This is a genomic window from Micromonospora sp. NPDC049274 (assembly GCF_040678875.1).
In the GTDB taxonomy this organism is placed as follows: Bacteria; Actinomycetota; Actinomycetes; order Mycobacteriales; family Micromonosporaceae; genus Micromonospora.
On the sequence record NZ_JBFAQS010000024.1, the window covers coordinates 43,676 to 57,493 of the forward strand.

Consider the following 13,818-nt stretch of genomic DNA (forward strand, 5'->3'; position numbering starts at 1 on the left):
TCACCCGAGCATCGGCGGTGCCGGCGTACGGGCGTGTCGTCGGGTGCTGACCAGGTTCGCCACGGCGATCAGGGCCAGCACGGTCATGGCGAGCAGCGCGACCAGGACCGGCGGCAGCAGGGGCGTGACCGGTGCCAGGCACGCGAGCAGCACCACGCCGGCCAGCCGGGACCGCGAGATCCGTCCGAACACGGTGAAGTCGAGGACCCCCCGACCGAGCAGGTACAGCGCCGGACCGCCGAGGATGACCGCGGCCCACGACGGCGGGGTCTCGCCCGACGGGCGACCCACCACGAGGTGGCTGGTGACCGCCGCGCCGGCGATCCCGGCCACCATGATCAGGTGGGTGACGGCGGCGGACTGGGTGAGCAGCGCCGGGTCGGTTGACCGGGCGATCGCGTCGGTCAGCAGCTCACCGGCGCGGTAGATGTAGATCCGCCACATCAGCACCACAGTGCTGAACACCACGAGCAGGGCCCAGACGCGCTCCAGGGTGTACTCGCCCCTGCTGAAGGTCGTTCCGGTCACGAAGATCGACACCCCGAGCGCGATGATGACGAACTGCCGGTAGCGCTCGGCCACCCGCGCGTCGACCAGCCGCCAGTCCCGAGGTCGTGAGCGGCCGATCCGGGGCAGCGGCCAGCCGAACACCGCCGCGGCGTACTCGACGACGATCGCGAGCGCCCAGATCGGCAACTGACCCGAGCCGCCGACGAGCGCTCCGGCGATCCAGCCCACGCCAGCGACGGCCTTCCAGGTCTGGATCCGGATTGTCGAACGCGGCAGAGCCCGGCCCTTCGCGACGAAGACGGCGTAGTAGGCGGTGGTGCTGAGCGGGATGATCACGAAGGTGATCGCGAAGAGCATTGCGCGCTCGCCGTACGCGTCGGCCGCCGCCGCGGCCAACAGCAGGCTGGCCGCCGCCACCGAGATGAGATGCCCCTGCCCGGATGGACTGGTCAGGTCGATGGTGTCGGCCGTCCACACGGTCAGCGCCCAGATCATCGTGAACGCGAGCAGCAGCACCAACACCTCGGCGACGCCGGTCCACGTCAGGTCCTCGGCCAGCATGGTCGCCAAGGTGACAAGCGCGAAGACGTACACGAGGTCGAAGAAGAGTTCCAGGAATGCCGGCCGCCCCAGGTCCGGATCGGTGGGCGCCGCTGCGGTGGCGCCGCCGTCCGTTGCCATCGACATCGTGCCCCACCCGGCCTCCACCGCCTGCCCTCAGTGGGGACAATACGGGCAACTCCCTGCCGGCAGTCCCGTCATCCGGTTCTTATCGGCCGCCGGCTGCGCGTCGCCGCGTCGGGCGTACGCCGTCGCGGTCAGCCGCGTTCGTCGCGGCGCGGCGGTCAGGCGTGCCGTCGTCGCGGGGTCGCGGTCAGGCGTGCCGTCGTCGCGGGGTCGCGGTCAGGCGTGCCGTCGTCGCGGGGTCGCGGTCAGCCGCGGGAGGAGAGGCGGCGGCGGACCTTCTCGCGCATCGGCGCGGGCAGGTCGTCCGCGTCGAGCAGGCGGGGCAGCAGCTCCGGCTCCAGGCTGGTCGCCCGGAACACCTCGCCGATGGTCACCCCGTGCGCGGGCCGGTCCACCACCTCGACCGGGTCGCCGGCGCCCACCTCACCCTCGCGCAGCACCCGCAGGTACGCCCCCGGGCTGGCCCGCACGGTGAAGCGCCGGATCAGGTCGGGCACTCCCCAGAAGCCCGCGAACGTCATGCAGGGGTAACGCGGCATCGTCACCTGGAGCACCGTCGTGCCCACCGCCCACTGCTCGCCGATGACCGCGCCGGTCAGGTCGACGGCGTAGGTGGTCAGGTTCTCCCCGAAGCCGCCCGAGCGGATGGACCGGCCGATCTCGGCCGACCACCACGCGGCGTCCTCCTCGGCGTACGCGTAGACGGCCTTATCCGGCCCGCCGTGCACTGCCCGCTCGCCGACGAAGTCACCGGCCAGGCCCTCGGTGAGCACCGACACGGGCCCGTCGACCGGTCGCTTGTCGATGCCGCTGCGACCGCTCGCGTCGCCCGCCCACGCCGCCTCGGTCACGACGCCGATGTTCACCGCTGCCACCCTGCCCGTCATGACCGACAGCCTAGGTGAATTCGCGGTACGGGCTTGACCTTGACGCTGCGTCAACCCCCCATGCTGGCTGCCATGAGCATCCCGCCAACAACCGACCGGGTCGAGCAGGCCGTGATTTCCGTGCAGGGCCTGGAGAAGTCGTTCACGCAACTGAAGGTGCTGCGCGGCGTGGACATCGACGTGGCGCGCGGCACCATCTTCGCCCTGCTCGGCTCCAACGGGGCGGGCAAGACCACGGTGGTGAAGATCCTCTCCACGCTGCTCAGGGCGGACGCGGGGACCGCCCGGGTCAACGGCTTCGACGTCACGGCGCAGGCTGCCGAGGTACGCGAGTCGATCAGTCTCACCGGGCAGTTCGCGGCGGTTGACGAGATCCTCACCGGGCGGGAGAACCTCGTCCTGGTCGCCAGGCTCCGGCACCTCAGCGGGCCGGGTGTCATCGCGGACGACCTGCTGAGGCGCTTCTCGCTGACCGAGGCGGGCAGTCGGCGGGTGGCGACGTACTCCGGTGGCATGCGCCGCCGGCTGGACATCGCGATGAGCCTCATCGGCAACCCGCCGGTGATCTTCCTGGACGAGCCGACGACCGGGCTGGACCCGGAGGCCCGCATCGAGGTGTGGCAGGCCGTCAAGGAGTTGGCCGAGGACGGTACGACGGTCCTGCTCACCACCCAGTACCTGGACGAGGCGGAGCACCTCGCCGACCGGATCGCGATCCTGCACGAGGGCCGGATCATCGTGAACGGGACCCTCGACGAGCTCAAGCAACTCCTCCCACCCGTCAAGATCGAGTATGTCGAGAAGCAGCCGAGCCTGGAGGACGTCTTCCTCACTCTCGTCGGCGCCCGAACGAACAAGGAACAACGATGAACAAGCATTTCGTCGGCGACACCGCCGTTCTCCTGGGACGCTCGCTGCGCCACATCGCCCGCAGCCCGGACACCATCATCACCACCGCGATCATGCCGATCGCCTTCATGCTGCTGTTCGTCTACGTCTTCGGCGGCGCGATCGAGACCGGGTCCGACTCGTACGTGAAGTACCTGCTGCCCGGCATCCTGGTCATCACGATCGCCTCCGGCATCTCGTACACCGCCTTCCGGCTCTTTCTGGACCTGAAGGGCGGCATCTTCGAACGGTTCCAGTCCATGCCGATCGCCCGCTCGTCAGTGCTGTGGGCGCACGTCCTGACCTCGCTTGTCGCCAACCTGATCTCGCTCGTCGTCGTCATCGGTGTCGCCCTGGTCATGGGCTTCCGTACGGGGGCGGGCGTGTCGGGGTGGCTCGCGGTCGCCGGAATCCTCGTCCTGTTCACGCTGGCGCTGACCTGGATCGCCGTGATCCCCGGCCTCACCGCGAAGACGCTGGACGGCGCGAGCGCGTTCTCCTATCCGCTCATCTTCCTGCCGTTCGTCAGCTCCGCCTTCGTGCCCACCGAGTCCATGCCCGGCCCGGTGCGTGCCTTCGCCGAGCACCAGCCGGTGACCTCCATCGTCAACGCGATCCGGGACCTGTTCGCCCAACAGCCGGTTGGGACGGACATCTGGATCGCCCTCGGCTGGTGCGTCGGCATCCTCGCCCTCGCCTACGTGTTCGCCACCGTCACCTACCGTCGCAGGATCTCCTGAGCGGGTGCCGACCGGAGCTGGATCAACTGCGGGCAGGATCAGAGCATGCTGACGATCGGTCAACTCGCGGCGTACGCCGGCGTCACGGCGCGGGCGGTGCGGCACTACCACCAGATCGGACTGCTGCCCGAGCCGGAGCGGGACGCTTCGGGTTACCGACGGTACGGCGCGACGGCGGTCGTGTCCCTCATCAAGATCCGCACCCTCGCCGACGCCGGCGTACCGCTGTCGCAGATCAGTCGGATGCTCGAAGCAGACGCAGCAGCCTTCGCCGAGTCGATCCGAGCCATCGACGACCACCTGCGTGACGAGATCGAACGACTGCGGACCAGCCGCAGACACATCGCGCAGCTCACCGCCGGAGACAGCCTGGCGCTCCCACCGGAGGTGGCCGCCTATCTCGACCGACTCCGGAACATCGGGGCGTCACAGCGGATGGTGGAGGCCGAACGGGACGGCTGGATCCTGGTGGCGGCGCGCTGGCCCGACCGCATCGTCGAGTGGATGCCCGGCAAGATCGCCGCTCTCGATGATCCGCAGGTCGTCCGGCTCTATCGGGTGCTCTCGGCGATCTTCGACGGTGACCAGGCCGACGACCCGCGTCTGGCGGAGGCCGCCGACATCATGGCCTGCCTGGCGGAGCAGGCGTACGACGCCGGCGAGGTCCTGCACGCCGAGGAGGCCGACGACGATCTCCCGCACGACCTGATCGATGCGCTCGCCGACGAGTCCGACCCGCGGGTGCGGCGACTGCGGCAGCTGATGCGCGAGCGCGGGTGGTCCGGTTGGAACCGGATGGAGCGGCTGGCGGAGCCGGCCCCCGACTGATCGCCGGGCGTCGGGGCCGGCCCGTCAGCCCTTGACCGCGCCGGCCACCAGGCCGGAGACCATCCGCCGCTGCACCAGCAGGAAGAAGATGATGACCGGCAGGGTGAACAGGGTGGAGGCGGCCATGACCGGCCCCCAGTTGGTGTCGTCGCGACCGAAGAAGAACGTCATCGCCACCGGCAGCGTGTAGCGACCCTGGTCGTTGATGAACGTCAACGCGAAGATCAGCTCGTTCCACGCGGTGATGAAGGAGAAGATGCTGGTGGCGACCAGGCCGGGCGCGACAAGCGGGAACAGCACCCGACGGAACGTCTGGGCCCGGCTCGCGCCGTCGATGGCCGCCGCCTCCTCCAACTCCTTGGGCACGGCGGCGACGAATCCGCGCAGCATCCAGACCGCGAACGGCAGCGAGAAGCCGAGGTACGTGAGGATCAGGCTGGGCAGGGTGTTGTAGAGCCCGAGCCGCTGGATCATCAGGAACAGCGGGATGACCAACGCCTCCAGCGGGATCATCTGCACCACGAGCAGCATGATCAGGAAGCTGGTCCGCAGCTTGAAGCGGAACCGGGCCACCGCCGTCGCTGCGAGCAGGGCTACCAGGCCGCTGAGCACCACAGTCGAGACGGCGACGATCGCGCTGTTGACGAAGAAGTCCAGGAAGCTGACGCCGGGGATCAGGTTGCCGGTCAGGATCTCCCGGTAGTGCGCCAGCGTCGGGTGGGCCGGCACCGGCTGCGGGGTCGACGAGAAGATCTCGCTGCTCGGCTTCAACGAGGTCGAGATCATCCAGTAGACCGGGAACGCCGCGAAGAGCGCGACCAGCAGCCCGGCGGCGTTGAGGGCTACCTTCTTCACGACTCGTCCTCCTGCCTGAGCACCATCCGTACGTAGAAGCCGGTCACCACGAGCAGGATCAGCGTGAGGATCACCGCGATGGCCGCGCCGAGGCCGTACTTCGGCGGCGGAGAGAAGGCTTCGGCGTACGAGTAGATGGAGAGCATGAACGTCGGCCGGTCCTGGGTGCCGCCGGCCAGGACGAACTGCTGGGTGAAGACCTTGAAGTCCCAGATGGTGGAGAGCACGATCAGGATCCCGAAGACCGGGCGCAACAGCGGGAACGTGATCTTCCAGAAGACCCGCCACGGGCTGGCGCCGTCCACGCGGGCGGCCTCGTGCAACTCGCTCGGCACGCTCTTCAGGCCGGCGAGCACGCTCACCGCGATGAACGGGAACGAGTGCCACACGACCACCAGGGTCAGGATGGCGAAGAAGAGCAGCGGCGAGTTGAACCAGCCGTAGCCGGTCCAGTCGCTGCGGCCGAAGAGGCCGTTGGACAGGCCGTCCGGCAGCGCGTTGAACAGCCAGGTGACCAGGCCGCTCGTGTCGTCGAAGATCCACTTCCAGACGATCGTGCCGGTCAGCGCCGGGGTGGCCCAGGCGAGCATCACGCAACTGGCGACGAATGTGGCCATCTTGCGGCCGAGCCGGTTGAGCAGCAGCCCGACCAGGGTGCCGAGCACCATCGTGAGCAGCACGTTGGCCGCGGCGAACAGCACTGTGTTGCGCAGTACCGTCAGGAAGAACGGGTCGGAGAGGATGTCCGTGTAGTTGCCGAGCCCCACCCACGGCCACTCCCGGTCGCCGCGCAACTGCCGGACGCTGTTCAGCCGGTAGAAGGACATCGCCACCACCTGGCCGAGCGGCCAGAGCAGCAGCACCCCGATGATCACCAGGGCGGGCAGGAGCAGCAGGTAGGGCAGGCGGTCCACCCGGCGACGCCGCCGCGCGGGGTTCTCCCGCGCGGCGGCCGTCTCCGGCACCTCGGTCAGCGTGGTCACTTGGAGTTGAGAACGCTTTCCATCTCACCGGCCGCGTCGGCGGTAGCCTTCTCGACCGTCTTCTGACCCTTCATGACCGAGCTGTTCATCGCCTGGGTCACCGTCTTCGTGCGGCTGACCTCCACCCACTTCGGGGTGAGCGGCGTGAGCTTGGTGTTCTGCATGGTGGTGGCGAACGCCGCCATCACCTTGTCGTTGGCGTACGTGTCACCGGCGACCAGGTCCTTGTAGACCGGGAAGAAGCCGAGGCTGCTCGCGAAGCTCTGCGCGTTCTTCTTGTTCAGCAGCACGGTCAGGTAGTCCCAGGCCAGGTCCTGACGCTCGCTGTCCTTCCAGATCGCCACATCCGAACCACCGGCGAAACCGGGCGCGGCCTTGCCGTCCGGGCCGGGGATCGGGAACGTACCCCAGACCTTCTCGATCTCGGGGTTGTCCTTCTTGATGGCGCCCTGCTGCCAGCTACCGGCGAACGCCATGGCGGCCTTGCCGGTGGCGAACTGGGTGCGCGCGTCGATCTCGTTCCAGCCGGCGGCGGCCGGTGGGGCCACCTTGTGGACGGTCACGAGGTCGGTCCAGTACTTGACGGCCCGCTGCGCCTCCGGCGTGTTGTAGCCGGACTTCCAGGTGCCGCCCTGGTTGGTCGCGATCTCCGCGCCGGCGCCCCAGAGGAAGGAGTAGAAGGGCAGCTCGGAGTTGCCCGGCAGCGCGATGCCGTAGGTGCCCTTCTTCTTCGCCTGCACGGCCTTGGCCACGGTGACCAGCTCGTCCCAGGTCTTCGGCGGCTGGACGCCCGCCTCGGCGAACCAGTCCGTGCGGTAGTAGATCGCCCGGACACCCGCGTACCAGGGGACGCCGTACTGCTTGCCGTCGAGCTGCGCGTTGCGCACCAGGTCAGGCAGCAGGTCCTTGCCGTCCGCCCAACCGCCCATCCGACCACTCACGTCGGCGAGCGCCTCCTGCGCGGCCCAGCCCTGGGTCTCGGTGTTGCCCAGCTCGGTGACGTCCGGCCCCTCACCGCCGGCGAGCGCGGCCTGGAACTTCTTGGGCGCCTCCAGCCAGGGGATGTACTGCACGACCACGTCGGTGTCGGGGTGCTTCTGGCGGAACTCCGCCTCGACGCCGTCGAGGAACTTGTTCTGCGCGTCGCCGCCCTCGCCCATCATCCAGACCGTGAGCTTGCTGTCGTCGGCCGCCTTGTCTTCGGAGCCTCCGCAGCCGGTCAGCACCATCGCGGCCGAGGCCACCACGGCGGTGACCGGGGCCAGCCGCTTCCACCTGTTCACGCCACTTCTCCCCTCGCGCCGCTTGGAACTAACCTTCTCCGCCGCACCCTAGTACGAAGAAATCCTTTACGACAGTGGGCGGGCTGGCCAAAGCGAGGCGACGGTACCGCAGCGCATCGACCCGAAGGGCCGCAGCATAGGGCCGAACCCGGGCACTCCACCACGGAAAGAGCGCCCGACCGGTGGTCGGACGCTCTTTTCCGTGGTGCGGTGATGCCAGGTTGTTACCGGGTGACGCGGCGGCGGCCACCCACGCCAGCGACCAGCGCGACCGCGATCGCGGCCACCACGACCTGCACCAGCAGCTCCGTCCAGTCGATACCGGACGTCTCGGTCGCGATACCCATCGCCCGCGCCAGCACCGTCCCCAGCAGAGCCGCACCGATACCGATCAGCAGGTGCAGCCAGATCGGCATGTTCTGCCGACCCGGGACAACCAGGCGGCCGAGCGCCCCGACGATGAGACCAACAACGATGGCAGTGATGATGCCCCACACGGTGAGCTCCACGGTCGCCCTCCTTCTAAGAATGTCTGACACACAATGTGTGCTTCCTGTCGTGGCGACTAAGTTCCCGACCCACCAAAAATCCAAACCGACTTCGTGGCCCAGACGATCACGACTTGGCCAACATGGGCAGCCTCCACCGGCCGCCCCCCGCCCGCCTCAACCGCCGCTCGACGGCCTCGATCCGGCATCGTGGTCGCCTCGGCTTCGTGACCGACTCGGCGTCGTGACCGACTCGGCGTCGTGACCGACTCGGCGTCGTGACCGACTCGGCGTCGTGACCGACTCGGCGTCGTGACCGACTCGGCGTCGTGATCGACTCGGCTTCGCTGAAGTCGGGGTGTCCGAGCGCCAGGGACACCGCGCTTTCACTGAAATCGAGTCGATCACGACGATCCGAGACGGCGGGCACGGGCACGGCGCGCAGGGCTCGACACCGGGCCGGACCGCGTCCCCAGGCCGACGCCGACCACCGACGCCGGGAGCCGGGCCGAACGGCGAAGGCCGAGGGGCGCCCGGCCTGTCGGCCGGGCGCCCCTCGGAAGTGGTTCGGTGTTACGGCTGTGCTGGTGTCATCGGGTGACGCGGCGGCGGCCACCCACACCGGCCACCAGCGCGACCGCGATCGCGGCCACCACGACCTGCACCAGCAGCTCCGTCCAGTCGATACCGGACGTCTCGGTCGCGATACCCATCGCCCGCGCCAGCACCGTCCCCAGCAGAGCCGCACCGATACCGATCAGCAGGTGCAGCCACATCGGCATGTTCTGCCGACCCGGGACAACCAGGCGGCCGAGCGCCCCGACGATGAGACCAACAACGATGGCAGTGATGATGCCCCACACGGTGAGCTCCACGGTCGCCCTCCTTCTAAGAATGTCTGACACACAATGTGTGCTTCCTGTCGTGGCGACTAAGTTCCCGACCCACCAAAAATCCAAACCGACTCAACCGCGAAGAAGTTGTCGCGGTCGATGCCGAGAGGCTGCGTCGATTGGAGGGGGAAACGCGTCCACACAGGTCAGGCATCATGTTGCCCAGGGCGACGACTTCCCGCGACGCCCCAAAAATTTCTCCCCCGACTCCCCCGACTCCCCGACTCGCCCGCCGCCCGGCGCCGGTGATCAAGAGGTTCGCGTCAGGATCCGCGTCCCAGCTGACGCAAACCTCCTGATCACCGCACGGCGCACGGCGAGGCCGGCCCAGGCGGGACCGAGGGGACCGGGCAGGTGGGGGGCTACTTCTTGGGGGTCTTGGTGTCGCCTGAGTCGGAGGACAGTGCGGCGATGAAGGCTTCCTGCGGCACCTCGACGCGGCCGACCATCTTCATCCGCTTCTTGCCTTCCTTCTGCTTCTCCAGCAGCTTGCGCTTTCGGCTGATGTCGCCGCCGTAGCACTTGGCAAGGACGTCCTTGCGGATCGCGCGGATGGTCTCCCGGGCGATGACCCGACTGCCGATGGCCGCCTGGATCGGCACCTCGAACTGCTGGCGCGGGATGAGCGTACGCAGCTTGGCGGCAATCGTGACGCCGTAGTTGTACGCCTTGTCCTTGTGCACGATGGCGCTGAACGCGTCCACCGGCTCGCCGTGCAGCAGGATGTCCACCTTCACCAGGTCGGACGCCTGCTCGCCGGAGGGCTCGTAGTCGAGTGAGGCGTAGCCCTTGGTACGGCTCTTCAACTGGTCGAAGAAGTCGTAGATGATCTCCGCGAGGGGCAGCGTGTAGCGCAGCTCCACCCGGTCGGCGGAGAGGTAGTCCATGCCGAGCAGGCTGCCGCGCCGGCCCTGGCAGAGCTCCATCACCGCGCCCACGTAGTCGTTGGGGGTCAGCACGGTGGCCCGGACCACCGGCTCGTACACCTCGGCGATCTTGCCGGTGGGGTACTCGCTGGGGTTGGTGACGACGATCTCCTCGCCGTCGTCGGTGATCGCCCGGTACACCACGTTGGGAGCAGTGGAGATCAGGTCGAGGTTGTACTCGCGCTCCAACCGCTCCCGGATGATCTCCAGGTGGAGCAGGCCGAGGAAGCCGCAGCGGAAGCCGAACCCGAGCGCGCCGGAGGTCTCCGGCTCGTAGTCCAGGGCGGCGTCGTTGAGCTTGAGCTTGTCCAGGGCCTCACGCAGGTTCGGGTAGTCGGACCCGTCGATCGGGTAGAGGCCGGAGTAGACCATCGGCTTCGGGTCCTTGTAGCCACCCAGCGCCTCGGCCGCCGGCCGCGCGTTGATGGTGACCGTGTCACCGACCCGGGACTGCCGGACGTCCTTCACACCCGTGATCAGGTAGCCGACCTCGCCGACCCCGAGCGCCTCGGCCTTCACCATCTCCGGTGAGATGACGCCGATCTCCAGCAGCTCGTGCACCGCGCCTGTCGACATCATCTTGATCCGGTCGCGGGCGCTGATCCGGCCGTCGATGACCCGGACGTACGTGACGACGCCGCGGTAGACGTCGTACACCGAATCGAAGATCATCGCCCGGGCGGGCGCCTCGGCGTCGCCGACCGGCGGGATGAACTGGCGGACGATCTCGTCGAGCAGGTGCGGTACGCCCTCACCGGTCTTGCCGGAGACCCGGATGCAGTCGGCGGGGTCGCCGCCGATGAGGTGGGCCAGCTCCTCGGCGTACTTCTCCGGCTGGGCGGCCGGCAGGTCGATCTTGTTGAGCACCGGGATGATGCGCAGGTCGTTCTCGAGCGCCAGGTAGAGGTTGGCCAGGGTCTGCGCCTCGATGCCCTGCGCGGCGTCGACAAGCAGCACGGCGCCCTCACAGGCGGCAAGCGACCGGGACACCTCGTAGGTGAAGTCGACGTGACCCGGGGTGTCGATCATGTTGAGCACCGCGTGCTCGCCGGCCCGCTCGCCCTCGCGGATGGTCCACGGCATCCGGACGGCCTGGCTCTTGATGGTGATGCCGCGCTCGCGCTCGATGTCCATCCGGTCCAGGTACTGCGCGCGCATCTGCCGGGGGTCGACCACGCCGGTGAGCTGCAGCATCCGGTCGGCCAGGGTCGACTTCCCGTGGTCGATGTGGGCGATGATGCCGAAGTTCCGGATGCGACCGGGGTCGGTGGCACCAGGGGCGTTCGCGCCGGGATCGAGCTTCGGTGGCACAGCGGTCCGTTCTGGTCGGCTGACGTGAACAGGCCGGCGCGCCGCCGACCCCCTCCATGTTCCCACGCCGCCGGGGTACGCCCGCTGCGCGGGCGACGGATGGGCCCCGAGGACCTCTCACTCCAGGGGCGGCTCGACGAACAGCGCGGCCAGCCGGGGCAGGCGACGGCGGGCCTCCTCCTCGTCGTCGAAGTCCCAGAAGTCGTTCAGATCGGGCGTCCGCACCGGCTCGCGGTCCTCCGGCAGCTCCGATGCGGTGGCCTTGCGGTAGGCGTCCCACGGCACCGAGAGCATCTGCTCGGCGGAGAACTCCTCCCCACTGAGCGAGGCGGCCCGCACCTGGGGGAGTTCGGCCAGCGAGTCGGGTTCGCCGACCGCGCGGGCGAAGACCGCCCGCCCCTGGGTCATCAGCCAGCCCCGGAAGTGCTCGAAGCCGTCCGCCGAGGCGCCGCCGTTGATCAGGTAAGCCGCGCCCCACAGGTCCGCCTTGTGCGAGGCCGCCAGCACCCTGCGCTGGTGGTGGGCGTACCCGATGATGTCCTCCGGGTCGCGCTCGGCGAGCAGGGCGACGGCCCGCGCGGCGACCGGCCCGGGCTCTCCCCCGCCCCCGGCGCGAGCCTGGTCGATCAGCTGCCAGAAGTCCTCGGTCCTCATGGCTTGGCAGTCTGGCAGTGTCGCCGCGCGCCGCGCACGTACCCCGGGGCAGCATGGTGTGGTGTCCTCCCCGCCGCTGCCCCCGGTGCCGTACCACGCGGGTGCGCTGCGCCCGTCGTGGCCGGCGCTGCCGACGGCGCTGCGGGCCGCGATCGTCAGCCGCCTCGGCGCGCCGGTGGTCGCCGCCCGGATCGCCACCGCCGGCTTCACCCGCGGCTTCGCCGCCGTGCTCGACACCGCCGACGGAGGCCGAGCCTTCGTCAAGGCGGCACCCGCCGTCGAGCAACCGCGCCTCGTGCAGGGGTACGCGCGGGAGGCCGCGATCCTCGACCGGCTGCCGCCCGGCCTGCCGGCGCCCCGCCTGCGGTGGACGCTCGACGAGTCCGGCTGGTTCGCGCTCTGCACCGACGCGGTCGACGGCCACACCCCGCGCCTGCCCTGGGTGCCCGCCGAGCTGGACGCCACGCTCGCCGCGTACGCCGAGGTCGCCGCCGCCCTGGCCGCCCCGCCGGCCGGGCTGACCGCGCTCGGCCTGCCACAGCTCGCCGAGCTGGCCCGCTCGGACATCCTCTGGTGGGAGGAGGTCGCCGCCGGCCGGGAACCGTCCCCGGCGCTGCCCGCCGCCGCCCGGGGTCGACTGCACGAGCTGGTGGCGCTGGAGTCCCGCCTCCCCCGGTACGCGGACGGCGCGACCGGCATGATCCACGGCGACCTGCGGGTGGACAACGTGCTCATCGACGGTGACGGTCGCGCCTGGTTCTGCGACTGGACCTGGGCCTGCTCCGGGCCGGGCTGGTTCGATCTGGCCGGCCTGCTGCTCACCGCGTACGCCAGCGGCCTGGATGCCGACCGGCTCTTCGCGGGGCACCCGGCGTCGGCGGGCGCTCCCCCGGACGCGCTGGACGCCACCCTTGCCGCGTTGGCCGGCTACTACCTCACCGGAGCGGACGCGACACCCGTGACTGCCTCCCCGCACCGCTCGACGCACCAGCGGTGGAGCGGCGAACAGGCTCTCGACTGGCTCGCCCGCCGGCAGGGCTGGAGGTGACGGGGACACGGCGGGCCGTGATCGCGGCAGCCTCAGAGCACGGCGGGCCGTGATCGACTCGGGTTCCTGGAAACCGGGCTTTCCACCGCGGGCGATACCCTGGTTTCCAGGAACTCGAGGCGCCTGGGTGCCGCCTGCGAACCGGGCGGACACCGCTTCCGACCGAGCCGTTTTGGCTCGTCCCGGGCGACCTGGTAACCTGGCTCTTCGCGCAGCGGTGACGCATGGTCGTCATCCGGCGCACAGAAGCTGACCAACCCGAGCTATCAAGACGAGGCTGTCGCGTGGCGAACATCAAGTCCCAGATCAAGCGCAACCGGCAGAACGAGAAGGCCCGGCTGCGCAACAAGTCGGTCAAGTCGTCGCTGAAGACCGCCGTCCGGAAGTTCAATGAGGCTGCCGAGGCCGGTGACGTCGAGAAGGCCACCGCGCTCATGCTGGACGCCTCTCGCAAGCTGGACAAGGCCGTCAGCAAGGGCGTGATCCACTCCAACCAGGCCGCGAACCGCAAGTCCGCGATCGCGAAGCGCGTGGTGGCGCTCTCCGCCTGACGGCTCACCGTCAGACTGATTCGGAAAGCCCCGGACCCCGGTCCGGGGCTTCCGTGTGCCCACGGACGGGTCGGCGCGCCGGCGGTGCGTCGGCGGCGGGTCGGCGCGCGAGTGAGGTCAGCGGCCCGGTCGCACGCCCGCGACCCCAGCGGCCCGGTCGGCACGCCCGCGACGTTGGCGAAGCGGCTGATCGGCACGCCCGCGACGTTGGCGAAGCGGCTGATCGGCACGCCCGCGACGTTGGCGAAGCGGCTGATCGGCACGCCCGCGACGTTGGCGAAGCGGC

14 protein-coding genes are annotated in these 13,818 nt (G+C 69.5%); 5 read left to right on the top strand and 9 right to left on the bottom strand.

All coding sequences use genetic code 11. The annotated features are described in order from the left end of the window. Positions 1 to 1,197 (bottom strand): low temperature requirement protein A, encoded by a 1,197-nt coding sequence (locus AB0K10_RS30550; protein WP_363689252.1) that lies wholly within the window; start codon positions 1,195 to 1,197, stop codon positions 1 to 3. Between the two features lie 245 nt (positions 1,198 to 1,442). Next, positions 1,443 to 2,084, bottom strand: coding sequence for an MOSC domain-containing protein (locus AB0K10_RS30555; protein WP_363689254.1), 642 nt, complete (start codon positions 2,082 to 2,084; stop codon positions 1,443 to 1,445). 72 nt (positions 2,085 to 2,156) lie between these two features. On the opposite strand from AB0K10_RS30555, the gene AB0K10_RS30560 reads away from it, so the two are divergent. Genes AB0K10_RS30560 through AB0K10_RS30570 form a run of 3 tightly spaced genes read left to right on the top strand, consistent with a single transcriptional unit; the run spans position 2,157 to position 4,540 of the window. Continuing rightward, on the top strand, positions 2,157 to 2,954 hold the full coding sequence (locus tag AB0K10_RS30560) for an ATP-binding cassette domain-containing protein (protein ID WP_363689256.1): 798 nt from the start codon (positions 2,157 to 2,159) through the stop codon (positions 2,952 to 2,954). Then, positions 2,951 to 3,712 carry an ABC transporter permease gene (locus tag AB0K10_RS30565; protein WP_363689258.1) on the top strand — a complete coding sequence of 254 codons (762 nt, stop codon included), beginning with the start codon at positions 2,951 to 2,953 and terminating at the stop codon, positions 3,710 to 3,712. Before AB0K10_RS30560 ends, AB0K10_RS30565 begins: the two co-directional genes overlap by 4 nt. Before the next feature lie 45 nt (positions 3,713 to 3,757). Continuing rightward, complete coding sequence (locus AB0K10_RS30570) at positions 3,758 to 4,540, top strand: MerR family transcriptional regulator (RefSeq protein ID WP_363689260.1); 783 nt, start codon at positions 3,758 to 3,760, stop codon at positions 4,538 to 4,540. A 24-nt stretch (positions 4,541 to 4,564) separates the two neighbouring features. Here the strand turns inward: AB0K10_RS30570 and AB0K10_RS30575 are convergent, their stop codons facing one another. The 7 genes from AB0K10_RS30575 to AB0K10_RS30605 all read right to left on the bottom strand — a co-directional run bounded on the left by AB0K10_RS30575 (position 4,565) and on the right by AB0K10_RS30605 (position 11,933). Continuing rightward, positions 4,565 to 5,395: a carbohydrate ABC transporter permease gene (locus AB0K10_RS30575; RefSeq protein ID WP_234587171.1), complete on the bottom strand. Its 831-nt coding sequence runs from the start codon at positions 5,393 to 5,395 to the stop codon at positions 4,565 to 4,567. Further along, a complete protein-coding gene (locus AB0K10_RS30580; RefSeq protein ID WP_363689262.1) occupies positions 5,392 to 6,378 on the bottom strand; it encodes a sugar ABC transporter permease in 987 nt (328 codons plus the stop codon). Before AB0K10_RS30580 ends, AB0K10_RS30575 begins: the two co-directional genes overlap by 4 nt. Beyond that, a complete protein-coding gene (locus tag AB0K10_RS30585; RefSeq protein WP_363689264.1) occupies positions 6,375 to 7,661 on the bottom strand; it encodes a sugar ABC transporter substrate-binding protein in 1,287 nt (428 codons plus the stop codon). Before AB0K10_RS30585 ends, AB0K10_RS30580 begins: the two co-directional genes overlap by 4 nt. Before the next feature lie 224 nt (positions 7,662 to 7,885). After that, positions 7,886 to 8,170, bottom strand: coding sequence for a GlsB/YeaQ/YmgE family stress response membrane protein (locus AB0K10_RS30590; protein ID WP_363689266.1), 285 nt, complete (start codon positions 8,168 to 8,170; stop codon positions 7,886 to 7,888). A 569-nt stretch (positions 8,171 to 8,739) separates the two neighbouring features. Continuing rightward, positions 8,740 to 9,024, bottom strand: a complete 285-nt coding sequence (locus tag AB0K10_RS30595) for a GlsB/YeaQ/YmgE family stress response membrane protein (protein WP_266245137.1) — start codon at positions 9,022 to 9,024, stop codon at positions 8,740 to 8,742. 380 nt (positions 9,025 to 9,404) lie between these two features. Beyond that, positions 9,405 to 11,279, bottom strand: a complete 1,875-nt coding sequence (gene lepA / locus AB0K10_RS30600) for a translation elongation factor 4 (protein ID WP_363689268.1) — start codon at positions 11,277 to 11,279, stop codon at positions 9,405 to 9,407. Between the two features lie 117 nt (positions 11,280 to 11,396). Beyond that, complete coding sequence (locus AB0K10_RS30605) at positions 11,397 to 11,933, bottom strand: DUF4240 domain-containing protein (RefSeq protein ID WP_363689270.1); 537 nt, start codon at positions 11,931 to 11,933, stop codon at positions 11,397 to 11,399. Positions 11,934 to 11,994: 61 nt separating this feature from the next. Between AB0K10_RS30605 and AB0K10_RS30610 the strand changes: the two genes are divergently transcribed. Together AB0K10_RS30610 and rpsT are read left to right on the top strand one after the other, a co-directional pair. After that, positions 11,995 to 12,981, top strand: a complete 987-nt coding sequence (locus AB0K10_RS30610; RefSeq protein ID WP_363689272.1) for a phosphotransferase — start codon at positions 11,995 to 11,997, stop codon at positions 12,979 to 12,981. Positions 12,982 to 13,265: 284 nt separating this feature from the next. Further along, positions 13,266 to 13,532 (top strand): 30S ribosomal protein S20, encoded by a 267-nt coding sequence (gene rpsT, locus AB0K10_RS30615; protein ID WP_007464006.1) that lies wholly within the window; start codon positions 13,266 to 13,268, stop codon positions 13,530 to 13,532. The last annotated feature ends 286 nt before the right edge of the window (positions 13,533 to 13,818 follow it).

Excerpts from the sequence above, each read along its gene's own strand:
- AB0K10_RS30560 (WP_363689256.1), top strand. The coding sequence starts at position 2,157 with ATGAGCATCCCGCCAACAACCGACCGGGTCGAGCAGGCCGTGATTTCC.
- AB0K10_RS30570 (WP_363689260.1), top strand. The coding sequence starts at position 3,758 with ATGCTGACGATCGGTCAACTCGCGGCGTACGCCGGCGTCACGGCGCGG.
- AB0K10_RS30555 (WP_363689254.1), bottom strand. The coding sequence starts at position 2,084 with ATGACGGGCAGGGTGGCAGCGGTGAACATCGGCGTCGTGACCGAGGCG.
- AB0K10_RS30605 (WP_363689270.1), bottom strand. The coding sequence starts at position 11,933 with ATGAGGACCGAGGACTTCTGGCAGCTGATCGACCAGGCTCGCGCCGGG.
- AB0K10_RS30550 (WP_363689252.1), bottom strand. The coding sequence starts at position 1,197 with ATGTCGATGGCAACGGACGGCGGCGCCACCGCAGCGGCGCCCACCGAT.
- AB0K10_RS30565 (WP_363689258.1), top strand. The coding sequence starts at position 2,951 with ATGAACAAGCATTTCGTCGGCGACACCGCCGTTCTCCTGGGACGCTCG.